Genomic DNA, 25,456 nt, shown 5'->3' on the forward strand with positions numbered 1-25,456 from the left:
GGGGCCCAGGTCATGACCAGCAGCCACGAGAGCCAGGACCGCGTTCCGAGCAGGCAGCGCAAGCGTTTCCCGGGGATCTCCTCCCGGGCCTACGAGCACCCCGCGGACCGCTCCGCGCTGGTCGCGCTGCGCAAGCTCAGCGGCTTCGACACCGTCTTCAAGGCGCTGAGCGGACTGCTGCCCGAGCGCAGCCTGCGCCTGCTCTTCCTGTCGGACTCCGTCCGGGTGAGCGACGCCCAGTTCGCGCACCTCAACGACATGCTTCGCGACGCCTGTTACATCCTGGACCTGGAGAAGGTCCCGCCGATGTACGTCAACCAGGACCCCAAGCCCAACGCCATGTGCATCGGGCTGGACGAGCCGATCATCGTGGTGACCACGGGCCTGGTCGAGCTGCTGGACGAGGAGGAGATGCGGGCGGTCATCGGCCACGAGGTCGGGCACGCCCTGTCGGGTCACGCGGTGTACCGCACGATCCTCCTCTTCCTGACCAGCCTGGCGCTCAAGGTCGCCTGGATCCCGCTGGGCAACGTCGCGATCATGGCGATCGTGACGGCGCTGCGCGAGTGGTTCCGCAAGTCGGAGCTGTCGGCGGACCGCGCCGGGCTGCTGGTCGGCCAGGACATACAGGCGTCGATGCGCGGCCTGATGAAGATCGCCGGCGGCAACCACCTCCACGAGATGAACGTGGACGCGTTCCTCGCCCAGGCCGACGAGTACGAGAAGTCCGGCGACCTGCGCGACTCGGTGCTCAAGATCCTCAACGTGCTGCCCCGCTCGCACCCGTTCACCACGGTCCGCGCCGCCGAGCTGAAGAAGTGGTCGGAGACCCGCGACTACCAGCGGATCATGGACGGCCACTACCCGCGCCGGGACGAGGACAAGGACACGTCGGTGACGGACTCGTTCAAGGAGTCCGCCTCGCATTACGCCGATTCGGTGCGCAACAGCAAGGATCCGCTGATGAAGCTCGTCGGCGACATAGCGGGCGGCGCCGGGGACCTGGGCGGCAAGCTCCGCGACAAGTTCACCGGCGGGGGCGGCGCCAAGGACGGTGCTACGGGCGGCTCCGCGCGGCCGTCGGGGACGGAGCGGACGGAGGAGGGCCCTGAGGGCTCGCAGGGGCCTTCGGCGGAAGGGAGCTGACCTCCAGCGTCCCGCAGAGCGCGGCGACGGGCCGGCCCGTGGCGTACGGGTCGGTGCCCGCCGGTGCGCGCGAGACCGCCCGCTGGCCGGCGAGCAGCGGCCGCAGGGCACCCGAGGTGTCGGCCGGGCAGGACTGCGGGCCCGCTTGGAGGTAACTGGTCTGCACCTCCAGCCGGTGCAGCCTCAGGTCCTCCCGGTCGAACCGGAAGCGCATCTCCCGCCGCACGGTGAAGAGGGAGGCCCCGCCCTTCGGCTGAGGGCCCGACACGGCGGGCCGCAGGGCGTACGTGAAGGTGTGGTCCGAGACGACCTCCAGGGCGTCGGAGCCCGTCTGGGTGTAGCGCAGGGTGCCGCGGACCCGGACCTCGGGGTCCGGGGTCGCCTCGGCCGGATCGAAGCGGACGAGCCAGCCGGTCGCGGCGTGCTGCCCGTCGTCGTAGGGCTCGTCGACGCTGCGGTCGAACTGCTCCATCTGGTCCGGGTCGAGCAGCACTTCCACGGGGCGCACGGCGTTCCCGCTGAGCACGTCGGGGTCGAGCGAGGAGGCGGCCAGGTAGTCCTTGACGGTGGCCAGGGCGGCGCTGACCTCGCTCTCCGAGAAGTCGGCGGTGTGCCGGGCGGGCGGCGGGCTGATGCCGTCCCCGCCCTTCGGGTAGTGGGCGGCGGGGCTGCCGGCGAAGAGGGCGGCGGGGGTGCCCGCGGGGACGGTGCCGCGTGGGGCGAGCGGGACGAGGGTCATCCGCAGCGGTTCGGGCTTCCGGGCGGCGGCCGGAGTCTCGTAGGGGTGGCTCAGGCCCATGAAGACGGCCGTGCCGAAGGCCAGGGCGATGAGGATCATCAGGGCGAGGGCGATCCGGGAGCCGCTGCGGTAGGCCCGCCCGGGCAGGCTGCGGACGGCGCGGGCGTGCCGGCCCATGCGTTCCTGGGCGGAGAATTCCTGCAGCCGGGCGGCCCGCACGAAGGACTCGTCGAAGACGAGTGAGCCGTACTCGTCGTCCGGGCCGTGCGCGCCGTTCTCCGCCGGGCCGTCGGGTGGATCTCCGCGGTGTGCCATGACTTCTCCCGACTCCGTGAGAAGTCCCCTCTTCGGGCGGAGGAGGGGTCATACCTTCAGGGTGGGTCGAACACGACGACGGTAAACGCGGTGACGCCCGGCAACCACCGGGGAGTTCCCATGGACCGCCGGACGGAGGACGGGGCCGTCCGGACGAGGCGCGTGGGGGTCAGGGGGTGCGCGGGACGGCGGAGACCATCGGGCGGGAGTGGTCGTCCGCGTCCGAGGGGGCGGAGCCGGGGCCCGGCGCGCTGTCCACACCGGTGGAGGCCGGCGGCGGGACCTGGTCCTGCCGGTCCCCCGAGCTGTTGCGGTAGACGGCGCTGAAGGCCAGGGCGACCATGCCGACGCCCATCAGGACGGCCAGCAGCCAGGCGACCGGCCGGTGCCAACGGGCCGCCCCCCGGTACGGGCGCAGCGCGCCGCCGTGGCGTCCGTAGGGGCCGTGCTCGTGGAAGTCGTCCCCGTCGAGCGGGTCGTAGCCGTCCGGGCCGCCGTAGCCGCCCGGACCGTGGCCCTCGTCGTCGAAGGGGCCGCCGCGGGCGCCGGCGTGCCGGGTGTCGGCCTCAGCGCGCGCCTCGGCCGCCGCCAACAGGCGCTCGACGGCGGTCGGTTCGTGGAACTCGGCGGCCCGTACGAAGTCCTCGTCGAACACCACGGAGGCGAAGTCCTCGTCCGCGCCCCCGCGGTCGTCGTCGGGCTCCCAGCCGTTCGGGTACGGCCTGCCCCCCGCGTCGTCCGCCACGGTTTCAGACTAGCCCCGGCGGACCGCTTTGGGCAGGGAGACGGCGCATTCGCCTGTCACCGGGTCACCTCACGTGGCCGTCGCCGGTGACGATGTACTTGGTCGACGTCAGTTCGGGCAGGCCCATGGGACCCCTGGCGTGCAGCTTCTGCGTGGAGATGCCGATCTCGGCGCCGAAACCGAACTGGCCTCCGTCGGTGAACCGGGTCGAGGCGTTGACGGCCACCGTGGTGGAGTCCACCAGCTGGGTGAAGCGGCGGGCGGCGGCCTGCGAGGTGGTCACGATGGCCTCGGTGTGGCCGGAGGACCAGAGCCGGATGTGCGCCACGGCCGCGTCCAGCGACTCCACGACGGCCGCCGCGATGTCGTACGAGAGGTACTCGGTCTCCCAGTCCTCCGGGGTCGCCGCCACCACCGTGGCCTTGGAGCCCTCGGCGTACTCCAGCACCCGCTCGTCGCCGTGCACGGTCACGCCGGCCTCGGCCAGGGCGTCCAGGGCGCGCGGCAGGAAGGCGTCGGCGACGTCCTTGTGGACGAGCAGGGTCTCCGCGGCGTTGCAGACGCTCGGGCGCTGGGCCTTGGAGTTGACCAGGATCTCCACGGCCATGTCCAGGTCGGTCTGCGCGTCGACGTACACATGGCAGTTGCCGGTGCCGGTCTCGATGACGGGGACGGTGGACTCCTCGACCACCGTGCGGATCAGCGAGGCGCCGCCGCGCGGGATGAGCACGTCCACGAGGCCCCGGGCGCGCATCAGCTCGCGCACCGAGTCACGGCTCTCGCCCGGCACCAGCTGCACCGCGTCGGCAGGCAGTCCGGAGCCGCCCACGGCGTCGCGCAGCACCCGCACCAGGGCGGTGTTCGACGAGAAGGCGGAGGACGAGCCGCGCAGCAGGACGGCGTTGCCCGACTTCAGGCAGAGGGCCGCGGCGTCCACGGTCACGTTGGGCCGGGCCTCGTAGATGATCCCGACGACCCCGAGCGGCACCCGGACCTGGCGGAGGTCGATGCCGTTGGGCAGGGTCGAGCCGCGCACCACCTCGCCGACCGGGTCGGGCAGGGCGGCGACGTGCCGTACGTCGGCGGCGATGGCGCGGATGCGCTCCGGGGTGAGGGTCAGCCGGTCCACGACGGACTCGCTGGTGCCCGCCTCACGGGCGCGCGCCACGTCCTCGGCGTTGGCCGCGAGGATGTCGCTCGTCCGTACTTCCAGCGCGTCGGCGATCGCCAGGAGGGCGTCGTCCTTCGCCGCGCGCGGAAGTGGCGCGATGTCGGCGGCGGCGGAGCGGGCCCGGTAGGCGGCCTGGGCCACGGGAGACATGTTGTCGTACGGCGAGAGCGTGGTCATGCCCGCAGAGTAATGCGCACCCTGCGGGCATTCCGCACGCATCCCGTGATGCGAGACGGCCGTTCCACCGGCGGGGCCGGGTCAGTACGGGTGGACGCCGACCGGGGCGGCCGGAGGCGGCCCGTATCCCTCGGCGACGCGCTGGTGGTAGGTCTCGCGGTCGATGACTTCGAGGCCGACGATCGCCCAGGGCGGCAGGCCGGCTGTGGAGCGGTGCTCGCCCCACAGCCGCAGGGCCACCGCCGCCGCGTCGTGCAGGTCGCGGGCTTCCTCCCAGTAGCGGATCTCCGCGTGGTCGTTGGCGTAACGGCTGGTCAGCAGGAAGGGGTGGTCGTGCGCGAGTTGTTCGAGTCCGCGCCTGACCTCCTTCAGCGGGAACTCGTTCCCGGAGACGCAGAGCGTGACGTGCCACAGCTTCGACGGGGTGTGCTCCCGGCCGGCCGGTCTCGGCTCCGGCCGGGCGGGGCGCTCGTCCCTCCGGTCCGCGGGCCCGCTCCCGTCGAAGCCGGCCCCCGCTCCCACACTGGTCAGGGTGCGGCCACCCGTTCCTCGGGGCGGCGCCCCCGGGCGCGCTCGTCTCACCGGCGGCCTCCTGTGATGTGTTGCTTTTGCTGTACCCCGCAGTTTCCCTGCTACAAAGTGGACCAGCCCGCGGCCCGGTCTGGGGCGGTTTTCGTGAAGGTCTCGGTCCGAAGGCCGGACTTTCAGCCGTTTCGGGGGGCGTCAGCCGTGCAGGAGGACAAGATCGTCCCTGTGTACGACCTCGCGTTCGTAGGCGGGTCCGAGGTCCCGGGCGAGGTCCCGGGTGGAGCGGCCGAGGAGTTGCGGCATCTCCTTGGCGTCGAAGTTGACGAGCCCGCGCGCCACAGGCCGCCCCCGCAGGTCGCGCAGCTCCACCGGGTCGCCCGCGGTGAATTCACCCTCGACCGCCGCGATCCCGGCCGGCAGCAGTGAGCTGTGGCGCTCCACGACGGCCTGCACCGCCCCGTCGTCCAGGGTCAGCGAGCCGCGCGGGGTCGAGGCGTGGGCGAGCCAGAGGAGCCGGTCGGCGGAGCGGCGGCCGGTGCGGTGGAAGTAGGTGCCGGTGTCGCGGCCGGCCAGCGCGTCGGCGGCGTGGCTCGCGGAGGTGAGGACGACCGGGATGCCGGCGGCGGTGGCGATCCGGGCGGCCTCCACCTTGGTGACCATGCCGCCGGTGCCGACGCCCGCCTTGCCCGCGCTGCCGATGCTGACCCCGGCCAGGTCGGCGGGGCCGGTGACCTGGGCGATGCGGGTGGTGCCGGGGATGCTCGGGTCGCCGTCGTAGAGGCCGTCCACGTCGGAGAGGAGGACCAGCAGGTCGGCGCGGACCAGGTGGGCGACGAGGGCGGCGAGCCGGTCGTTGTCGCCGAACCGGATCTCGTCCGTGGCGACGGTGTCGTTCTCGTTGACGACGGGCAGCGCGCCCATGTCCAGGAGCTGGTCCAGAGTGCGGTAGGCGTTGCGGTAGTGGGCGCGGCGGCTGGTGTCGTTGCTGGTGAGCAGGACCTGGCCGACGCGGATGCCGTAGCGGGCGAAGGAGGCGGTGTAGCGGGCGACGAGCAGCCCCTGGCCGACGCTGGCGGCGGCCTGCTGGCGGGCCAGGTCCTTGGGCCTGCGGTGCAGTCCGAGCGGGGCGAGTCCGGCCGCGATGGCGCCGGAGGAGACGAGGACGACCTCGCGTTCGCCGCCGTCGCGGACCTTGGCCAGTACGTCGACCAGGGCGTCGACGCGGTCGGCATCGAGGCCGCCGGCGGCGGTGGTGAGGGAGGAGGAACCGACCTTGACCACGATCCTGCGGGCTTCCGTCACGCCCTGCCTTGCCCCTGACACCCGGTCCCCCGCATTCGCTCGCTGGACCCCGCAATCTACGCGAGAGCGGAATCCGGCGCCTTCGCGTTCCGCACCGTGGAAACCTTTTCGTCGCCTTATGTCCCGTTCCGTGTCTGTTCGGTCCTCGGACTCGTTGGGCAGAGACACCGGGGCCGGCAGGAGGCCCCGCGGACTGCGAACAGGATGTGATCGCATGCGCCGGCTCTCCGTTCCCGGGGCCTGGGTGCACGAGCCCACGGTCTTCCCGGACGGCCGAGGCAGCTTCCACGAGTGGTTCAGGGCCGCGGACCTGGGGGCGGCGGCCGGCCACACGCTGGGGCTCGCGCAGGCCAACTTCTCCAGCTCGCGGCGGGGCACGCTGCGCGGGATCCACTTCGCGGACGTGCCACCGGGCCAGGCGAAGTACGTGAAGTGCGTGCGGGGCGCGGTGCTGGACGTGATCGTGGACGTACGCACCGGATCGCCCACGTACCGGCGGTGGGAGGCGGTCCGGCTGGACGACACCGACCACCGGGCGGTCTACCTCGCGGAGGGGCTCGGGCACGGGTTCATGGCGCTGACCGACGACGCGTGCGTGCTGTACCTCTGCTCCGAGGGGTACGCGCCGGAGCGGGAGCACGGCGTCGACCCGCTCGACCCGGACCTGGGCATCGAGTGGCCCGCGGACATCGCGCCGCTGCTCTCGCCGAAGGACGCCTCGGCCCCGAAGCTCGCCGAGGCCGAGGAGCGCGGGCTGCTGCCCTCGTACGCGGCGTGCGAGGCGTACTACGCGCGGCTGCGCGCGGACGGTCCGGCGGTCCCGGGGGTCCGGTCCGGCCGGCCGACGTTCAGCCCGGCCGGGCGCTGACCGGGGCGTTCGGCGGCGAGGAGCGCGGGAAAGGCCGCGTGCAGCGCCTCGCGCCAGTCGCGGACCGGGTCGATCCCGGCGGCCCGGAAGCGGTCGTGCGCGAGCACGCTGTACGCGGGCCGGGGCGCGGGCCGGGCGAAGGCGGCGCTGCTGACCGGCCGGACCCGGTCCGGGTCGGCGCCCAGCAGGCGCAAGACCTCGCGGGCCAGGCCGCACCAGGTCGTCGCGGAGCCGCTGGTGCCGTGGTAGACGCCGGCCGGGGCCGTGCCGTCGAGCGCGGCGCGGCCCAGCAGGACCAGCAGGGACGCGAGATCGACGGTCCAGGTGGGCTGTCCGCGCTGGTCGTCCACCACGTCGAGGGTGTCCTTGACGGCCTCCAGCCTGATCATCGTCCGGACGAAGTTGGCGCCGCCCGCGCCGTAGAGCCAGGCCGTACGCACGACGTACCCCGTGTCCGGGAGGGTCTCCAGGACCGCGCGTTCCCCGGCCAGTTTGGTGCGGCCGTAGGCGCCGCGGGGGGCGGTCGGGGCGTCCTCCGGGTACGGCCGGTCCGCGTCGCCCGCGAACACGTAGTCGGTGGAGACGTGCAGCAGGAGGCTGCCGTGGGCGCGGCAGGCGTCGGCGAGGACGGCGGGTCCGGCGCCGTTGACGCGCAGTGCCTCGGCCTCCCGGCTCTCCGCGTCGTCCACGGCGGTCCAGGCGGCGCAGTTCACGACGACGGCGGGCCGGTGGGCGTCGAACACGGCGCGGACCCCGGCCGGGTCGGCGATGTCCAGGGCCGCGCGGTCCGCCGCGACGACGGTGGCGCCCTCGTGGGCCAGAGCGGCCGTCAGGTCCCGGCCGAGCATGCCGCCGGCCCCGGTGACCAGCCAGCGCGGCCTCACAGGGCGGCCCTCTCCTTGATCGGTTCCCACCAGGAGCGGTTCTCGCGGTACCAGCGGACGGTTTCGGCGAGGCCCTCCGCGAAGTCCTTGCGGGGCGCGTATCCCAGCTCCTCGCGGATCTTGGCGCAGTCGACGGAGTACCGCCGGTCGTGGCCCTTGCGGTCCTCGACGTGGACCACGTCGGTGTCCCAGTCGGCGTCGCACGCCGCCAGGAGCAGCCGGGTGAGCTCCTTGTTGGAGAGTTCGGTGCCGCCGCCGATGTTGTAGACCTCGCCGGGACGGCCCTTGGCGCGGACGAGTTCGATGCCCTGGACGTGGTCGTCGATGTGCAGCCAGTCGCGGACATGGGCGCCGTCGCCGTACAGCGGGACGGGCCGGCCCTCCAGGAGGTTGGTGACGAAGAGCGGGATGACCTTCTCGGGGAAGTGGTGGTGCCCGTAGTTGTTGGAGCAGCGGGTGACGCGCACGTCGAGGCCGTGGGTGCGGTGGTACGCCAGGGCGATGAGGTCGCTCGACGCCTTGGACGCGGAGTACGGGGAGTTGGGCGCCAGGGGTTCCTCCTCGGTCCAGGAACCCTCCTCGATCGAGCCGTAGACCTCGTCGGTGGAGACGTGGACGAAGGTGCGGATGCCCGCCTCGTACGCGGCGTGGACCAGGGTGTGGGTGCCCACGACATTCGTACGCACGAAGGCGGCGCCGCCGTCGATGGAGCGGTCCACATGGGACTCGGCGGCGAAGTGCACCACCTGGTCGTGCCCGGCCATGAGCCGCGCGACGAGCTCCGCGTCGCAGATGTCGCCGTGTACGAAGGCGAAGCCGGGACGGCCCCGGACCTCGTCCAGGTTGGCCGGGTTGCCCGCGTAGGTGAGGGCGTCGAGCACGGTGACGGAGACGTCGCCGGGGCCGTCCGGGCCGAGCAGCGTACGGACGTAGTGGGAGCCGATGAAGCCGGCGCCTCCGGTGACGAGGATGCGCGTACCGGTCATGAGGAGATCTGCACCTTGCTGTGGTCGCCGAGGACGAGTCGGTGGGCGGAGGGGCTGCGGGGCGCGGGCGTCACCTCGACGTCGTGGCCGATCAGCGAGGCCTCCACGCGCCTCACCCCGTCGATGGAGGCGCCCCCGAGGACGATGGAGTACTCGATCTCGCTGTCCTCGATGCGGCAGTTCTGGGCGACCGAGGTGAACGGGCCGACATAGGCGTCGCTGATCACCGACCCGGTCCCGATCACGGCGGGCCCGACGATCCGGCTGCGGGTGACCCGGGCGCCCGGTTCGATCAGCACGCGGCCGATGATCTCGCTCTCGCCGTCGACGTACGCGCCGTCGGTGCACGGCTCGACGCCCTCCAGCACGGTCCGGTTGACCTCCAGCATGTCGGTGACGTTGCCGGTGTCCTTCCAGTAGCCGCGGATGACGGTGGAGCGCACATCGCGTTCACGGTCGATGAGCCACTGGAGGGCGTGGGTGATCTCCAGCTCGCCGCGCCAGGAGGGGCGGATCGAGCGGACGGCCTCGTGGACGGCCGGGGTGAAGAGGTAGACGCCGACGAGCGCGAGGTCGCTCTTGGGGTGCTCCGGCTTCTCCTCCAGGGCCACCACCCTGCCGTCCCCGTCCAGCTCCGCGACGCCGAACGAGGTCGGGTCGGGCACCCGGGTCAGCAGGATCTGCGCGTCGGGCCGGTCCGCGCGGAACTCCTCGACCAGGTCCGCGATGCCCCCGACGATGAAGTTGTCGCCCAGGTACATCACGAAGTCGTCGTTCCCCAGGAAACGCTGGGCGACCAGGACCGCGTGGGCGAGGCCGAGGGGTTCGGCCTGCCGGATGTAGGTGACGTCGATGCCGAAGCGCGAACCGTCGCCGACCGCCGCGCGGATCTCCTCCTCGGTGTCGCCCACGATGATGCCGACCTCGGTGATGCCGGCCTCCGCGATGGCCTCCAGGCCGTAGAACAGCACCGGCTTGTTCGCCACCGGCACCAGCTGTTTCGCCGAGGTATGGGTGATGGGACGAAGCCGGGTGCCGGCCCCACCGGAAAGTACGAGAGCCTTCACAGTTCCTGCCCCCACGATGAGATGTGACGGCGGCCGCAGGGCCGCTACCTAGGGCGTGTTCCGAAAGTCCCGCCTGCCGGGCGGGCGGACGGCGCTACTTTCGAAACACGCCCTAGGGGACCTTACTGAGCTTCCCGCGCATCTTCCGCGACAAAACGGCCATTAACGCTATATCAGGGGGAAAAGTGACGGTCCTCCGTAACCCGGACCGCCCCGCCGTACGCGAAGGGCCCGGCCCGCTCTCGTGGAGCGGGCCGGGCCCTTCGTGCGGGCGTGCTTACGGGTGGCGCAGGCGCCAGCCCTGCCAGGCGGACTCGATCATCTCGTCCACGCCGTACCGCGCCGACCAGCCCAGCTCCTCGCGGATGCGCTCGGCGGAGGCGACCACCCGGGCCGGGTCGCCGGGGCGGCGGGCGGAGACCTCGGCGGCGGCGTCCTCGTTGCCCGTGACCTTGAGGATGCGGTCGACCATCTCGCGGACCGAGCTGCCCTCGCCGCGGCCGATGTTCAGCGTGAGGTCCGTACCGGCCTCCGCCTCCTCCAGCCGGCGGGCGGCGGCGAGGTGGGCGGAGGCGATGTCCTCGACGTGGATGTAGTCCCGGATGCAGGTGCCGTCGGGCGTGTCGTAGTCGTCGCCGAAGATGCGCGGGGCCTCGCCGGCCTCCAGGCGCTCGAAGACCATCGGGACGAGGTTGAAGACGCCCGCGTCGGCCAGCTCCGGCGAGGCGGCGCCCGCCACGTTGAAGTAGCGCAGCGAGGCGGCGCGCAGCCCGTGGGCCCTGGCCGCGGCGTGGATCAGCCACTCGCCGACCAGCTTGGTCTCGCCGTACGGGCTCATCGGCGCGCAGGGGGTCGTCTCGGTGACGAGGTCGACGTCGGGCATGCCGTAGACGGCGGCCGACGAGGAGAACACCAGCCGGTCGACGCCCGCGGCGACCATGCTCTCCAGCAGGACCTCCAGGCCGGTGACGTTCTCCTTGTAGTAGTACAGGGGCCGCTCGACGGACTCGCCGACCTGCTTCTTGCCGGCGACGTGCACCACACCGGTCACCCCGTGCTCACGGATCGCGGCGTCCAGGGCCTCCCGGTCGAGGACCGTGCCGGTCACCAGGGGAACGCCCGCGGGCACCTTGTCGGCGCTGCCGGTCGACAGGTCGTCGAACACGACCACCCGCTGACCACCGGCGACCATCGCGCGCACCACGTGCGCGCCGATGAATCCCGCCCCACCCGTAACCATCCAGGTCATGTTCGTGCGTCTCCTGTCAGCTGCTGTGCCCCGTCGGCGTTCCACCCTACGCGGAAGGTCCCCGGCACCCCCGGGAGGCGGCCGGGACGATCAATTACGCTGTCCGGGTGCCGGACGCCGACCACTGTCGCACGGTCCGACCGCGCCCCTCGTAAAGCCCTTGCGGGCAGCCCTCTGGAACTGGTGGACGATGCCTCGACTGACACTCATCGTGCCTGCGTACAACGTGCAGGGGTACATCGGGGAGTGTCTGGACTCCGTGCTCGGGCAGGACTTCGCCGACTTCGAGGTCATCGGCGTCGACGACTGCTCCCCGGACGGTTCCGGCGCGATCCTCGACACCTACGCGGCCCGCGACGACCGGCTGCGTGTGCTGCACCTCACGGAGAACGTCGGCCTGGGCCGTGCGCGCAACGCGGGTCTGGAACGGGCGACCGGTGACTACGTCCTCTTCCTGGACAGCGACGACACGCTGGCACCCGGCTCGCTGTCGGCCATCGCGGCCCGGCTGGACGCGACCGGCGACCCGGACATCCTGGTCTACGACTACACCCGGACCTACTGGGACGGGCGGCTGCTGCGCAACAAGCGCACCGACCTGATGACCGAGGACGGCCCGGCCGTCTTCTCGCTGGCCGAGCGCCCACAGCTCCTGGACCTGCTCCAGATCGTGTGGAACAAGGCGTACCGCCGTGATTTCGTCACCCGGCACGGATTCCAGTTCCCGCCGGGTTATTACGAGGACGCCCCGTGGACGTACAGCTCGCTCATCGCGGCGGAGACCATCGCGGTGCTCGACCGCTCCTGCGTGATGTACCGGCAGCGGCGTGAGGGCGGCAACATCCTGCGCACGGTCAGCCGGAAGCACTTCGACGTCTTCGACCAGTACGACCGGGTGTTCGCGTTCCTGGACGAGCGGCCGGACCTCGCCTCCTGGCACCCGGCGCTGTTCCGGAAGATGGTCGACCACTTCCTGACCGTGCTGGAGAAGCCGGGCCGGCTGCCGCGCAACGCGCGCGCCGAGTTCTTCCACCGGGCCGCGAAGGACTACCGCGCCCGGCTCCCGGAGGGCTTCGAGCGGCCGGCCGGCGGGCGCGGTTACAAGTACGCGCTGCTCGGCGTCGACTCGTACTCCGCGTTCTTCGGTCTGACCCGCGCCAACAACGTCCGCCACCGTGCGCGGCTGGGCGGGCAGGCCCGTATCGGCCGGGCCAAGCGCGCCGCCCTCGGCATGTTCTACCGGTCGCAGCTGCGGCTGCCGGTCGACGAGAACCTGGCGGTGTTCTCCGCGTACTGGGGCCGCGGCTACTCCTGCAACCCGGCGGCCATCGAGGCCGAGCTGGGCCGGCTCGCGCCGCAGGTCCGCCGGGTCTGGGCGGTGCGCGCCGAGCACCGCGACCGGGTGCCCGAGGGCGTCGAGAAGGTGATCGTCGGCTCACGCGAGTACTGGGCGGTGATGGCCCGCGCCAAGTACCTGACGAACAACGTCAATTTCGGCGACACCATCGTCAAGCGCGAGGGGCAGATCCACGTCCAGACCCATCACGGCACCCCGCTGAAGACGATGGGCCTGGACCAGGCGCAGTACCCGGCGTCCACCAACATGGACATGGAGAAGCTGCTCCGCCGGTGCGACCGCTGGGACTTCAGCCTGTCGTCCAACCGGTTCTCGACCACCGTCTGGGAGCGGGTCTACCCCTGCCGGTACAAGACGCTGGAGACCGGCTACCCGCGCAATGACGTGCTGGTCAACGCCACTGCGGCGGACGTCGTGGCGGCCCGGCGGGAGCTGGGCCTCGCGGACGGCACGACCGCCTTCCTGTACATGCCGACCCACCGCGAGTACGAGAAGTCGTTCGCACCCCGGCTCGACCTGTCGAAGCTGGCCGAGGACCTGGGCCCGGACGTCACCCTGCTGGTGCGCGGGCACTACTTCTACAAGCCCACCGGCCGGCTGGCCGAGCTCCAGGCCGGGGGCCGGATCATCGACGTCTCCGCGCACGGCGACGTCGAACAGCTCTACCTGGCCGCCGACGCCCTGATCACCGACTACTCCTCGGCGATGTTCGACTACGCGAACCTGGACCGTCCCATCGTCATCCACGCGGACGACTGGGAGACCTACCGGGTGGTGCGCGGCACCTACTTCGACCTGATGGCCGAGCCCCCGGGCGCCGTCGCGACGACCCAGGAGCGGCTGACCGAGATCCTGGGCTCGAAGGAGTGGTGCGACGAGAAGGCGGCCGCGCTGCGCGCGGTGTTCCGGGAGCGGTACTGCGACTACGACGACGGGCGGGCCGCCGAGCGCGTGGTGCGCAAGGTGTTCCTGGGCGAGGAGACCCTGCTGCCGGTGGTCCCGCTCGCCGAGCGCACCCCGGCCCCCTCCCCCGCCGAGGTGTCGGCCCAGGTCTGAGGGTCCGGAGAGACGACCGCGGGCCCGGCCCCTTCCGAACGGCGGAAGGGACCCGGCCCCGCGGTCGTTGTCGTGCTCTACGAGAACGGGTCGAAGTCCCGGTACTCCTCGGCGACCTCGTCGCGCTCCGCCTCGCGGTCGCGGCGGCGCTGCGCGGCCGGACGCGGCTCCTCCAGGCGGTGGTCCTCGCCACGGCGGCCCAGCATCTCGGCACCGGCGGTCACCGTCGGCTCCCAGTCGAAGACGACCGCGTTGTCCTCGGCGCCGATCGCAACGCCGTCGCCCGCCCGGGCCCCGGCCTTGCGCAGCTGGTCCTCGACACCGAGCCGGGCGAGCCGGTCCGCGAGGTAGCCGACGGCCTCGTCGTTGTTGAAGTCGGTCTGGCGCACCCAGCGCTCCGGCTTCTCGCCGCGCACCCGGTAGATGCCGTCCTCCTCCAGCGTGACGGTGAACCCGGCGTCGTCCACGGCCTTGGGCCGGATGACGATGCGGGTGGCCTCCTCGACCGGCTTGGCGGCGCGCGCCTCGGCGATGATGCCGGCGAGGGCGAACGACAGCTCTTTGAGCCCGGTCCTGGCGACGGCCGACGCCTCGAAGACGCGGTAGCCGCGCGCCTCCAGGTCGGGGCGGATCATGTCCGCGAGGTCCTGGCCGTCCGGGATGTCGATCTTGTTGAGGACGACGACGCGGGGCCGGTCCTCCAGACCCCCGTACAGCTTCAGCTCCTCCTCGATCATGTCGAGGTCGGAGACCGGGTCGCGGTCGGACTCCAGCGTCGCCGTGTCGAGCACGTGGACGAGCACCGAGCAGCGCTCGACGTGGCGCAGGAACTCCAGGCCGAGGCCCTTGCCCTGGCTGGCGCCCGGGATCAGGCCGGGGACGTCCGCGATGGTGTAGACCGTCTCGCCGGCGGTGACCACGCCCAGGTTCGGGACGAGGGTGGTGAACGGGTAGTCCGCGATCTTCGGCTTCGCGGCCGAGAGGACCGAGATCAGCGAGGACTTGCCGGCGCTCGGGTAGCCCACGAGGGCCACGTCGGCGACGGTCTTGAGCTCCAGGACGATGTCGCGGGACTCGCCGGGCTCCCCGAGCAGCGCGAAGCCGGGGGCCTTGCGCCGGGCGGAGGCCAGCGCGGCGTTGCCGAGGCCGCCGCGGCCGCCCTGGCCCGCGACGAAGGTGGTGCCCTGGCCGACGAGGTCGGCGAGCACGTTGCCCTGGCGGTCGAGGACGACGGTGCCGTCCGGAACGGGCAGGACCAGGTCCTGGCCCTCCTTGCCGGTGCGGTGGTCGCCGCCGCCGGGCTGGCCGTTGGTGGCCTTGCGGTGGGGGTGGTGGTGGTAGTCGAGGAGCGTGGTGACGGACTGGTCGACGACCAGGGTCACATCGCCGCCGCGGCCGCCGTTGCCGCCGTCCGGGCCGCCGAGCGGCTTGAACTTCTCACGGTGAACGGAGGCACAGCCGTGGCCTCCGTTACCCGCGGCGACATGCAGTTCGACGCGGTCCACGAAGGTGGTCATGGGTGGAACCTCCAGTTGCATACCTGCGGAAAAACTTCGCTCGCCCCCGTAAGGGCAACACGCGAAAGGCGGACCCACTTCCCCTCTCGGGAAGTGAGGTCCGCCTCCACGTCAAACCGCTCTACGAGCGCCGGGAATTCAGCCGGCGATCGGAACGATGTTCACGACCTTGCGGCCACGGTGCGTGCCGAACTCGACCGCACCGGCGGCGAGGGCGAACAGCGTGTCGTCGCCGCCACGGCCGACGCCCGTGCCCGGGTGGAAGTGGGTGCCGCGCTGGCGGACCAGGATCTCACCGGCGTTGACGGCCTGGCCGCCGAAGCGCTTCACGCCGAGCCGCTGAGCATTGGAATCGCGCCCGTTCCGGGTGGACGATGCGCCCTTCTTGTGTGCCATGTGTTCTCAGTCCCTTACTTCGCAGCCGCGGGAATACCGGTGACCTTGATCGCCGTGTACTGCTGGCGGTGACCCTGGCGACGGCGGTAGCCGGTCTTGTTCTTGTAGCGAAGGATGTCGATCTTCGCGCCCTTGTGGTGGTCCACGACCTCGGCCTGGACCTTGATGCCGTCGAGCACCCACGGGTCGCTGGTCACGGCGTCGCCGTCGACAACGAGCAGGGTAGAGAGCTCTACCGTGTCGCCAACCTTGGCAGTGGAAATCTTGTCAACCTCAACGATGTCACCGACAGCAACCTTGTGCTGGCGGCCACCGCTGCGCACGATGGCGTACACGCGGATCTCACTCTCACTCGAAGCGGAAACCCCTGATGCCAGCCGCTCACACGGGTCCGGAGACCCGTGACGATCCGGAGTGGACGAGCGGCCTCTCCCGTACGAGCGGGAGGTCGGTGCTCAGAGGTGTGGCGAACAGACGCCGACGGTCAAGGTTACGGGGCCTCGCACAGCCGGTCAAACCGGGCCCCGCTCAGACCGCGGCGCTCCTGACGTACTCGGCGTACGCGTCCCTGATCCCGTCCTCCGACAGGTTCAGGTGTTCCAGGATCGTGTACCGGCCCGGCCGGGTCCTCGGCGCGAACGCGACCACCCGTACGAACTCGTCCACGTCGAAGCCCATGTCCTCGGCGGTGACCGGCAGCCCGTGGCGCCGCAGCACCTGGGTCATGCGTACCGACTCCTGCACGGCGCCGCGCAGATGCATGGCGAACGCCGCGCCGAGCCCGCACTGCTCGCCGTGGCTGGCGGCCCGCTGCGGGAAGAGCAGGTCGAAGGCGTGGTTGATCTCGTGGCAGGCGCCGGAGGCCGGGCGGCTGTCACCGGCCACCGACATCGAGATCCCGGTGAGCACCAGGCCCTCCGCCAGCACCTGGAGGAACGCGTCGTCGCCCAGGCCGCCCGGGTGGCGCAGCACGGCCTCGCCGGCCTGCCGGGCCATCGCGGCGGCCAGGCCGTCGATGTCCTCGCCGTTGACCCGGTGGGCCAGCTCCCAGTCGGCCACGGCCGAGATGTTGGACAGGGCGTCCCCGATCCCGGACCGCACGAAGCGGACGGGGGCCTCGCGGATGACGTCGAGGTCGATGACCACGCCGATCGGGTTCGGGACCCCGTACGAGCCCCGGCCCGCGTCGTTGTCCAGCGTGGCGACCGGGGAGCAGAGCCCGTCGTGGGACAGGTTCGTCGCCACGGCGACCAGGGGCAGCCCGACGCGCGCCGCGGCGAACTTGGCGCAGTCGATGATCTTGCCGCCGCCGAGGCCGACCACGGCGTCGTACCGCCCGGACTTCATGGCCTCGGCGAGCTTCACGGCGTCGTTCAGCGTGCCGCCGCCCACCTCGAACCAGGAGGCGCCCGGCAGGCTGGCCGTGAGCCGTTCCCGCAGAGCCCGGCCGGAACCCCCGCTGATCGCGACCGCCAGCTTGCCCGAGCCGGAGATCCGCTGATCGGCGAGGACGCCCGCCAGATCCGCGAGAGCCCCGGCCCGGATGTCGACGACGACCGGCGCGGGTATCAGCCGGGTCAGTACTGGCACGCGATCTTCCTGCCCTTGGCGAGGTCGTCGTGGTTGTCGATCTCGACCCACTTGACGTCGCCGATCGGCTCCACGTCGACCTTGAAACCGCGGTTGACGAGCTCCTGGTAGCCGTCCTCGTAGTAGAGGTCCGGGTCGCGCTCGAAGGTGGTCTTCAGCGCGTCGGCCAGCTCCTCGGCCGCCTCGCCCTCGATGAGGGTGACGCCGATGTACTCACCGGTGGCCTCGGCCGGGTCCATCAGCTTGGTGATCCGCCGGACGCCCTTGCCGTCCTCCACGACGACCTTCATCTCCTCGTCGGCGAGGGACTTCACCGTGTCGAGGGCGAGGATGATCTTCTTGCCGTCGCCGCGGGCGGCCAGCAGCGTCTTCTCGACGGAGACCGGGTGCACGGTGTCGCCGTTGGCGAGGATGACGCCGTCCTTGAGGGCGTCCCGGCCGCACCACAGGGAGTAGGCGTTGTTCCACTCCTCGGCCTTGTCGTTGTCGATCAGCGTGATGCTGACGCCGTACTTGGCCTCCAGCGCCGCCTTGCGCTCGTACAGGGCCTCCTTGCGGTAGCCCACGATGATCGCGACCTCGGTCAGGCCGACCTCGGCGAAGTTGCCGAGCGTCAGGTCGACGACGGTCAGGCTCTCCTCGTCGCCCTCGGGGCCGACGGGCACGAGCGCCTTGGGCAGCGTGTCGGTGTAGGGACGCAGACGACGGCCGGCGCCGGCGGCCAGAATCATGCCGATCATGGGGTTCTCCTCGGTGCGGTGTTACGGGTGTCTGGGATCAGGTGTACGGGGCGCGCCGGGCGGGTCAGAGCTCCGATGCCACGTAGGCGCGCAGCCAGGTACGGAAGTCGGGGCCCAGGTCCTCGCGCTCGCAGGCGAGGCGGACGATGGCCCGCAGATAGTCGCCGCGGTCGCCGGTGTCGTAGCGCCGGCCCCGGAAGACCACGCCGTGCACCGGGCCGCCGAGCTTCTCGTCGGCGGCGAGCTGCTGGAGCGCGTCGGTCAGCTGGATCTCGCCGCCCCGGCCCGGCTCGGTCTCGCGCAGCACGGCGAAGACGGCGGGGTCCAGGACGTAGCGGCCGATGACCGCGAGATTGCTGGGGGCGTCGCCCGGCTCCGGCTTCTCGACCAGGCCGGTCACCCGGACGATGCCGTCCTCGGGGGTGGTCTCCACCGCCGCGCACCCGTAGAGGTGGCTCTGTTCGGGCGCCACCTCCATCAGCGCGACGACGCTGCCGCCCTCGCGCTCCTGGATCTCGGTCATCCGGGTCAGCAGCGGGTCCCGCGGGTCGATCAGGTCGTCGCCGAGGAGCACCGCGAAGGGCTCGTCGCCCACATGGGGCTCCGCGCACAGGACGGCGTGGCCGAGGCCGCGCGGGTCGCCCTGGCGTACGTAGTGCATGGTGGCGAGGTCGCTCGACTCCTGGACCCGGACCAGCCGCTCGGCGTCGCCCTTGCGGGTCAGCGCCGACTCCAGCTCGTAGTTCCGGTCGAAGTGGTCCTCCAGCGCGCGCTTGTTGCGCCCGGTGATCATCAGGACGTCGCTCAGCCCCGCGGCGGCGGCCTCCTCCACGACGTACTGGATCGCCGGCTTGTCCACGACCGGCAGCATCTCCTTGGGAGTCGCCTTCGTCGCCGGCAGGAACCGGGTACCGAGCCCGGCGGCCGGTATGACGGCCTTCTGGATCTTGCGCATGTGGGGCTTTCGTGTCGGGGGCGGGAGGGCCCGGCGCCGCGACGCGGTCCGGCCGGTCCCTGTGCGGGACCGGCCGGACCGTGTCACGTGAGGCGGATCAGTCCTCGTCGGCCGTGGCCGTGACGGCCGGGGCGGTCTGCTCCGCCGCCACCGTCTTCTTCGCCGCCGCCTTCTTGGCCGTCGTCTTCTTCGCGGCCGTCTTCTTGGCCGCGGTCTTCTTGACGGCCGCCTTCTTGGCCGTGGCCTTCTTCGCGGTCTTGCGGGCCGCCTTCTTGGCCGGAGCCGCCTCGGGCTCCGCCTCCGCCTCGGGGGCCTCAGTGGCCTCGGGGCTCTCGACCACGACGACCGCGGCCCCCTCGGCGCCCGCGGGGGAACCGGCGGGCGCGCTGACCTTGCGGGTGGCGCGGCGCCGGACACGCGGCGGCGCGGCCGGCTCCTCGGCCGGGGCCTCGGCGTGCGACGCCTCGACCACCGGGTCCTCGGCGGCCACCGGGTCGGAGCCGGGGGCCGGCTCCTCGGCGGCGGGCGACGCGAGCTCGGCCGGTTCCGCCGGGGCCGCCTCGGTCACGGCCGCCTCGGCCGGGGCCGGCGAGCCCGCCGGGGCGGTCGCCTTCCGGGTGGCCCGGCGGCGCGTCCGGCCCTGCGGGGCCTCGGGCGCCTCGGCCACCGGCTCCGGGGCCGCGACGGGCTCCGGCTCGGCGGCCGGCTCGGCCACGATCTCCTCCACCGGGGCGGCGGAGGTCTTCGGGGCGCCGGCCGGGGCCGATGCCTTGCGGGTGGCCCGGCGGCGGCCACGGCCGCGTGCGACGGCGGCCTCGGCCTCGGCGGCGCTGCTGTACAGCTCCTCGTCCGGAACGAACTCGGGCTCCGGCAGGGCCACCGGCGCGGCGACCTCCGCCGCCACCTCGGCCTCGGTCTCGGCCTCCGCGTCGGTGTGCTCCTGGACGTGCTCGTGCTCGTGGTCGTGGCCGTGGTCCTGACCGCCGCCGCGGCGCTTCTTGGAGCGCTTGCCGCCGCCACCGCCGCCGCCCACGGACGCGGGCTGCTCCATGTGGACGATGACACCGCGGCCGTTGCAGTGGACGCAGGTCTCGGAGAAGGACTCCAGCAGCCCCTGGCCGACCCGCTTGCGGGTCATCTGGACCAGGCCCAGCGAGGTGACCTCGGCGACCTGGTGCTTCGTACGGTCGCGGCCCAGGCACTCCAGCAGACGCCGCAGCACCAGGTCCCGGTTGGACTCCAGCACCATGTCGATGAAGTCGACCACCACGATGCCGCCGAGGTCGCGCAGCCGCAGCTGGCGCACGATCTCCTCGGCCGCCTCCAGGTTGTTCTTGGTGACCGTCTCCTCCAGGTTGCCGCCCTGGCCGGTGAACTTGCCGGTGTTGACGTCGACCACGACCATCGCCTCGGTCTTGTCGATCACCAGCGAGCCGCCGCTCGGCAGGTAGACCTTGCGGTCCAGCGCCTTCATGAGCTGCTCGTCGATCCGGTACGTCGCGAAGATGTCGACCTCGGACGTCCACCGCGACAGCCGGTCGGCCAGGTCGGGCGCCACGTGCGAGACGTAGCCGTGGATGGTCTCCCACGCGTCGTCGCCGCTGACGATGACCTTGGAGAAGTCCTCGTTGAAGATGTCCCGGACGACCCGGACGGTCATGTCCGGCTCGCCGTACAGGAGCGTCGGCGCGTTGGAGCTGCCGCTGCCCTTCGCCTTCTTCTGGATGTCCTCCCACTGCTGCTGGAGCCGCTCGACGTCACGGCGCAGCTCGTCCTCGCTCGCGCCCTCGGCGGCGGTGCGCACGATGACGCCCGCGTCCTCGGGGACGATCTTCTTGAGGATGGTCTTGAGCCGGGCGCGCTCGGTGTCGGGCAGCTTGCGGCTGATCCCGGTCATCGAGCCCTCGGGCACGTAGACGAGGTAGCGGCCGGGCAGCGAGACCTGGCTGGTGAGGCGGGCGCCCTTGTGGCCGATCGGGTCCTTGGTGACCTGCACCAGGACGGACTGGCCGGATTTGAGCGCGGTCTCGATACGGCGGGGCCCGTGGGCCATGCCGAGCGCCTCGAAGTTGACCTCACCGGCGTACAGGACGGCGTTGCGGCCCTTGCCGATGTCCACGAAGGCGGCCTCCATGGACGGCAGCACGTTCTGGACCTTGCCCAGGTAGACGTTGCCGACGTAGCTGGTGGCCTGCTCCTTGTTGACGTAGTGCTCGACGAGCACGTTGTCCTCGAGGACGCCGATCTGGGTGCGCTCGCCGCTCTGGCGGACGACCATGACGCGCTCGACGGCCTCGCGGCGCGCCAGGAACTCGGCCTCGGTGATGATCGGCACCCGGCGGCGGCCCTGCTCGCGGCCCTCGCGGCGGCGCTGCTTCTTCGCCTCCATGCGGGTCGAGCCCTTGATGGACTGGACCTCGTCGAAGCCGGTGCCGGGCTCCCGCTCCTCCTTCTTGCGGGGCTCGCGGACCTTGACGACGGTGCGCTCCGGGTCGTCCGAGCCGTTCTCGGCCTCGGCCACCGCGTCACCGCTGCGACGACGCCGGCGCCGGCGCCGGCGGCTGCTGCTCGTGCCGGAGGCGGCGGACTCGCGCTCGTCGTCCTCGTCGTCGGCCTCGTACCCGGACTCATGGGCGGCCTCGGGCTCGTCCTCGGCCCGGTCGGCGGCTTCGTCGTCCGTCTGCTGCTCGGCGCCCTCGTCCTCGGCGGCCTCGCCCCGGCGACGGCGACGGCCGCCCCGGCGACGGCGGCGCGACGGGCGGTCGCCGTACTCGTCGGTGTCGTCGCCGTCCTGCCCGGCCTCGGCCTCGGCCTCCGGCTCCTGCTCGTCCTCGGTCTGCTCCTGCGCCGGGGCGGCGGTCACGGTCTCGGTGGCATCGGCCTCGGCGGCCTCACCGCGGCGGCGGCGCCGGCGGCGCGAACCGCCCTGGGGCGCGGTCTCGGCGGGCGCGGGCGCCTCCTCGCGGTCCGGGGTGATCTCGTCCTCGGGCTCGTCGTGCGAGGCGGCGGCCGCGGCGGCTGCCGCGGTCTCCGGGGTCTGGAACATCGGCTCGGCGAAGACCGGCGCCTGGAAGACGGCGACGGCCGGGCGTGCGGCCTTGCGGCCGCGGCGCGCGGGCTCCTCCGGCTCTGCGGTGAACTCGGGGCGGCCGGCGGCGGCGGTGGCCCGGCGGCGCTGACGGCCGCGCGGGGCGGCCTCCTCGACCTCGACGGGCTCGGCGGCCAGCTCCTCCACGGCGGCCTCGGGCAGGCTCTCACCGGTCCGGGCCTCGGCGGGCTGCTCGGCGGCGGCCTTCGGCGCACCGGCCGGGGAGGTCGCCTTGCGCGTGGCGCGGCGGCGGCCGCGGGGGGCCTCGGCGGGCGTTTCGGTGACCTCGTCGGTCTCCTCGGCCTCTTCCGCCTCGTCGGTGACCTCGGCGGCCGGCGCCACGGGCGCGGCGGCCTGCGGGGCACCGGCCGGGGCGGAGGCCCGGCGACGGGTACGGCCGCGCGGGGCCTCGACGGGCTCGGCGACGGCTTCGGCGACCGGCTCGGCGACGGTCTCGGCGGCCTCCTCGGCCTCCGTCACGCTCTCGGCGGCCTTGGGCGCACCGGCGGGCGAGGTGGCCTTGCGCACGGCACGGCGACGACGGGGCGCCTCGACGGCCGGTTCGGCGGCGGGCTCGGGGCTCTCCGCCACGGGGGTCTCCTCGACGATCTCGACCGGCTCGGCGGCCTTCGGCGCACCGGCGGGCGAGGTGGCCTTACGGACGGCACGGCGGCGCGGGCGCGCCGGAGCGGCGCTCTCGGCGGCGGGCTCGGGGCTCTCCACGACGGGGGCCTCCTCAACGGTCTCGGCCGGCTCGGCGGCCTTCGGCGCGCCGGAGGGCGACGTGGCCTTGCGCACGGCACGGCGGCGACGGGGGGTCTCGGCGGCCGGTTCGGCGGCAGGTTCCGCCACCGGCTCGGCGGTCACGGACTCGGCGGTCACCGGCGCCGCGGCTTCGGCCGACTCGGCGGCCTGCGGCGCGCCGGCCGGGGACGTGGCCTTGCGGACCGCGCGGCGGCGGGGGCGGGCCGGGGCCGCCTCGGCGGCCGGTTCCGCGCTGCTCGGGGACTCTGCGGCGTCAACGGCCGGTATGGCCGGCGCGTCGGTGGCGGCCTGCGCGCCGGCCGACGGCGGGCCGGCGGGGCGGGAGGCGGCGCGGCGCCTGCGGCGCGGGGGCAGCTTGTCCCCGGGGGTGTTGTTGTCTTCTGCGTTCCCGGCGGTGCCGGGTTCGTTCGGCTGGGGCATGCGGGCGTTTCTCCCGTCGCGCTCCCGGGCGCCGCACCTGATTCCGGTCCGGTCCGGTCCGCGGGTGGCCGCGGCACCGCCGTCCGGGGCGCGGGCGCCGCACGGGAGCTGAATCTTGGCTCGCCGGTTCCGTACGCGGTGTGCGGACGGCCTGGCGAAAGTCTTATGGGTCAGCGCGCGGCCCGGCCCAGGTGGCTCCCGAGCGCGAGGGCTGCGCTACGACGACCGCCTTACGCGGAACCTGCACCTTCGGGCGCCGTCGCGACGGCGGTCCCGGTGGCCGTGGTTGATGCGGCCGGGGCTGCCTCGCGGTCGGGCGCGAGCGGGTCGGTCACCGTGCCGGACTCCTCGTCGAAGAGCCCCTGCGCCAGCCTGGTCACCGCTGCGGGGACCGGCGGCGCCAGGTCGGCCACAACGCGGAGACCGGACAGGACGTCGTCAGGCCGTACGGCAGGTGTCACGTGCCGAACAACCAGCCGCAGTATCGCACAGGCCCTGTCACCGGACCTATCAGCCGGAAGATCAAGGGTCCGGAGGTCGACCACGGCGGACCGGGCGTCGAAGGCCCGCATGCCGTTCTTCGTACGGCGCTCGACCTCGACGGTCTCCGCCGCGTTGAAGGCGGACACGGCCTTCTCCGCGTCCTCCCGGGTCACCCCGTCCAGGCGGATCTCCCAGATGGAGGCGGTCAGCCGGTCGGCGAGGCCCGAGGTGCGGGCCTCGACGGCGTCCGTGATGTCCAGGCCGTCCGGCATCGAGTCGTTGAGCAGCTCACGCAGGACACCCGGGTCGCGGGGCTCGGTGAGGGCGATCTCCAGGAACTCGGCCTCGCTGCCCGTACCGGTGGGGGCGGCGTTGGCGTACGACACCTTGGGGTGCGGGGTGAAGCCCGCCGAGTAGGCCATGGGCACCTGGGAGCGGCGCAGCGCCCGCTCGAAGGCACGCTGGAAGTCGCGGTGGCTGGTGAACCGGAGGCGGCCGCGCTTGGTGTAGCGCAGTCGGATGCGCTGCACCGCCGGTGCGGGCGGCGGGCCTTCGGGCTGTCGCTTGCCCAGTGGTTCTTCTCCTCGGTGCGGGGCGGGCGCGGTGGCGCGCCGCCCTCGAAATACGGGTGGCCCGGCGGCCCGGTCCGGCTCACCCCTGCTCTGCGGATTTCTCCGGGAGCGGGGAGAACTCTGGTCCTGGTGCCGCGCTGGGCACGGTCGTTGTACTACCCAGAGTACGCGCAAGGGGGCTTCCCGGTTCCCCGGGCTTGGGTTTCGCGGGCGCGCCGACCAGGGCGCGCCAGGCGTCGTGCCTGGCCCGGCGCACCGTTTCCCGGGCCGCGCGCAGCGTCTGGCGGGTGGTTCGGCCCACCGCGCGCAGGGCCCGCCCGACGGGTGCCAGGAAGGCGTCGCGCACGAAGCGGCCGACCGGGACGCACACCGTGCGGTACGCCCAGCGCACCGGCGCGGCGATCAGGTTCCGGGCGAGCCCGGCGAGCGCCCGGCCGACGGCCCGGGAGAGGTGTCCGGCGACCCGCCAGGCGATGCCGAGCGCGGCGGCGATCTCCCGGCCTACCGGGGTCAGGACGCGCCGGTACACCCAGACGACGGGCGTGACGAGAAGCACGACGACGAACCACCGGAGCGCGATGCCGAGGCCCCGGAAGAACGCCTCGGCCCCCCGGATCACCAGATCCAGCACCCAGGCGATGCCGTGGCCCAGCGGGGTGAGCACCCGCCGGTACGCCCAGACGAGCGGGACCACCACGAGGTACCGGACCAGCCAGGCCGCGGCGAGCCCGACGGGCACCAGGACGTACCGCCACAGCAGCACCACCGGCATGACGAACACCAGGGCGAGCAGCCACTTCAGGGCGGATCCCAGCCACCGCGCCGCCGGGACCAGCACCTCCCGGTACAGCCACCGCAGCCCGTGTCCGAGCGGGGTGAGCAGGTGCGCGTACACCCATTGGAGCGGCACCACGATCCCGTACCGCACCACGGGCACCACGACGTGGCGCCAGAGCGCGACCCACGGCCACACGAACACCGCGCGGACCAGCCAGGCCAGCGCGTGCCCCAGCGGGACGCACACGTACCGCCACAGCCACCCGGCCGGAATCACCACCAGGACGTCGAAGAGCCAGGCCAGGGCGCGGCCGAGCGGGCGGAACAGCACCCGTTCGGCGGCGCGGGCGGTGACGACGAGGGCGTCCCACGCCATCCGGACCGGCAGGACGACGAGGAGCACCACGATCCGGACCGGGATCCGGATGAGCGTGGTGAGGCAGCCGTCACCGCTCTCGTAGTGCGCGGGCGCCTGGTGGGCGCCGTACTGCGCCGGTGCCCGGTGCTTTCCCTGTTCCATGCCCCCCATGACGCGAAGACCCGGCCGGGAGTTTCCCCGGACC

Annotated in this window: 21 protein-coding genes; 3 read left to right on the top strand and 18 right to left on the bottom strand. The window is 72.8% G+C overall.

Features of this window, described 5'->3' with window-relative positions; translation table 11 throughout:
* Window positions 1-12 precede the first annotated feature (12 nt).
* Window positions 13-1,146: a M48 family metallopeptidase gene (locus ACN6LM_RS03785; protein ID WP_445063825.1), complete on the top strand. Its 1,134-nt coding sequence runs from the start codon at window positions 13-15 to the stop codon at window positions 1,144-1,146.
* Here ACN6LM_RS03785 and ACN6LM_RS03790 read toward each other — a convergent pair.
* From ACN6LM_RS03790 to proB, 5 genes are all read right to left on the bottom strand, one after another.
* Window positions 1,058-2,200, bottom strand: a complete 1,143-nt coding sequence (locus ACN6LM_RS03790; RefSeq protein WP_445063826.1) for an SCO2583 family membrane protein — start codon at window positions 2,198-2,200, stop codon at window positions 1,058-1,060. The genes ACN6LM_RS03785 and ACN6LM_RS03790 overlap by 89 nt on opposite strands.
* Before the next feature lie 169 nt (window positions 2,201-2,369).
* Window positions 2,370-2,945: an SCO2584 family spore wall biosynthesis protein gene (locus tag ACN6LM_RS03795; RefSeq protein ID WP_445063827.1), complete on the bottom strand. Its 576-nt coding sequence runs from the start codon at window positions 2,943-2,945 to the stop codon at window positions 2,370-2,372.
* Window positions 2,946-3,009: 64 nt separating this feature from the next.
* Window positions 3,010-4,293, bottom strand: a complete 1,284-nt coding sequence (locus ACN6LM_RS03800; RefSeq protein WP_445063828.1) for a glutamate-5-semialdehyde dehydrogenase — start codon at window positions 4,291-4,293, stop codon at window positions 3,010-3,012.
* Window positions 4,294-4,374: 81 nt separating this feature from the next.
* Window positions 4,375-4,875, bottom strand: coding sequence for a hypothetical protein (locus tag ACN6LM_RS03805; protein WP_445063829.1), 501 nt, complete (start codon window positions 4,873-4,875; stop codon window positions 4,375-4,377).
* 141 nt (window positions 4,876-5,016) lie between these two features.
* Entirely contained in the window at window positions 5,017-6,123 is a 1,107-nt protein-coding gene (proB, locus tag ACN6LM_RS03810) for a glutamate 5-kinase (protein WP_361018294.1), read from the bottom strand.
* 214 nt (window positions 6,124-6,337) lie between these two features.
* Here proB and rfbC point away from each other — a divergent pair, with 214 nt between their 5' ends.
* Window positions 6,338-6,991, top strand: a complete 654-nt coding sequence (gene rfbC / locus ACN6LM_RS03815; protein WP_445063830.1) for a dTDP-4-dehydrorhamnose 3,5-epimerase — start codon at window positions 6,338-6,340, stop codon at window positions 6,989-6,991.
* On the opposite strand, the gene rfbD is transcribed toward rfbC, so the two are convergent.
* From rfbD to galE, 4 genes are all read right to left on the bottom strand, one after another.
* Window positions 6,910-7,875 (bottom strand): dTDP-4-dehydrorhamnose reductase, encoded by a 966-nt coding sequence (rfbD, locus tag ACN6LM_RS03820; protein WP_445063831.1) that lies wholly within the window; start codon window positions 7,873-7,875, stop codon window positions 6,910-6,912. The two genes, rfbC and rfbD, sit on opposite strands and share 82 nt — an antisense overlap.
* On the bottom strand, window positions 7,872-8,861 hold the full coding sequence (gene rfbB / locus ACN6LM_RS03825) for a dTDP-glucose 4,6-dehydratase (protein ID WP_445063832.1): 990 nt from the start codon (window positions 8,859-8,861) through the stop codon (window positions 7,872-7,874). Before rfbB ends, rfbD begins: the two co-directional genes overlap by 4 nt.
* Entirely contained in the window at window positions 8,858-9,928 is a 1,071-nt protein-coding gene (locus ACN6LM_RS03830; RefSeq protein WP_445063833.1) for a glucose-1-phosphate thymidylyltransferase, read from the bottom strand. Before ACN6LM_RS03830 ends, rfbB begins: the two co-directional genes overlap by 4 nt.
* A gap of 277 nt (window positions 9,929-10,205) precedes the next feature.
* A complete protein-coding gene (galE, locus tag ACN6LM_RS03835; protein ID WP_445063834.1) occupies window positions 10,206-11,177 on the bottom strand; it encodes a UDP-glucose 4-epimerase GalE in 972 nt (323 codons plus the stop codon).
* A gap of 190 nt (window positions 11,178-11,367) precedes the next feature.
* Between galE and ACN6LM_RS03840 the strand changes: the two genes are divergently transcribed.
* Window positions 11,368-13,590 (top strand): bifunctional glycosyltransferase/CDP-glycerol:glycerophosphate glycerophosphotransferase, encoded by a 2,223-nt coding sequence (locus ACN6LM_RS03840; protein WP_445063835.1) that lies wholly within the window; start codon window positions 11,368-11,370, stop codon window positions 13,588-13,590.
* A gap of 77 nt (window positions 13,591-13,667) precedes the next feature.
* On the opposite strand, the gene obgE is transcribed toward ACN6LM_RS03840, so the two are convergent.
* From obgE to ACN6LM_RS03885, 9 genes are all read right to left on the bottom strand, one after another.
* Window positions 13,668-15,107, bottom strand: a complete 1,440-nt coding sequence (obgE, locus tag ACN6LM_RS03845) for a GTPase ObgE (RefSeq protein WP_445063836.1) — start codon at window positions 15,105-15,107, stop codon at window positions 13,668-13,670.
* A 138-nt stretch (window positions 15,108-15,245) separates the two neighbouring features.
* Window positions 15,246-15,503, bottom strand: a complete 258-nt coding sequence (rpmA, locus tag ACN6LM_RS03850; protein ID WP_018103204.1) for a 50S ribosomal protein L27 — start codon at window positions 15,501-15,503, stop codon at window positions 15,246-15,248.
* Between the two features lie 14 nt (window positions 15,504-15,517).
* Window positions 15,518-15,838, bottom strand: a complete 321-nt coding sequence (rplU, locus tag ACN6LM_RS03855; RefSeq protein ID WP_014045903.1) for a 50S ribosomal protein L21 — start codon at window positions 15,836-15,838, stop codon at window positions 15,518-15,520.
* A 193-nt stretch (window positions 15,839-16,031) separates the two neighbouring features.
* Window positions 16,032-17,093, bottom strand: coding sequence for an iron-containing alcohol dehydrogenase family protein (locus ACN6LM_RS03860; RefSeq protein ID WP_445063837.1), 1,062 nt, complete (start codon window positions 17,091-17,093; stop codon window positions 16,032-16,034).
* A complete protein-coding gene (locus tag ACN6LM_RS03865; RefSeq protein WP_383298658.1) occupies window positions 17,081-17,833 on the bottom strand; it encodes a phosphocholine cytidylyltransferase family protein in 753 nt (250 codons plus the stop codon). The genes ACN6LM_RS03860 and ACN6LM_RS03865 overlap by 13 nt, the downstream gene beginning before the upstream one ends.
* 64 nt (window positions 17,834-17,897) lie before the next feature.
* Window positions 17,898-18,788 (bottom strand): UTP--glucose-1-phosphate uridylyltransferase GalU, encoded by an 891-nt coding sequence (gene galU / locus ACN6LM_RS03870; protein ID WP_445063838.1) that lies wholly within the window; start codon window positions 18,786-18,788, stop codon window positions 17,898-17,900.
* A 97-nt stretch (window positions 18,789-18,885) separates the two neighbouring features.
* The gene (locus ACN6LM_RS03875) at window positions 18,886-23,061 is read right to left on the bottom strand and encodes an Rne/Rng family ribonuclease (protein WP_445063839.1); all 4,176 of its coding nucleotides are present in this window, start codon (window positions 23,059-23,061) and stop codon (window positions 18,886-18,888) included.
* 230 nt (window positions 23,062-23,291) lie between these two features.
* Complete coding sequence (locus tag ACN6LM_RS03880) at window positions 23,292-24,074, bottom strand: TIGR03936 family radical SAM-associated protein (protein ID WP_445063840.1); 783 nt, start codon at window positions 24,072-24,074, stop codon at window positions 23,292-23,294.
* Between the two features lie 121 nt (window positions 24,075-24,195).
* The gene (locus ACN6LM_RS03885) at window positions 24,196-25,413 is read right to left on the bottom strand and encodes a hypothetical protein (RefSeq protein ID WP_445063841.1); all 1,218 of its coding nucleotides are present in this window, start codon (window positions 25,411-25,413) and stop codon (window positions 24,196-24,198) included.
* Between the last annotated feature and the right edge of the window lie 43 nt (window positions 25,414-25,456).

This window comes from Streptomyces sp. SAS_281, from assembly GCF_052542855.1.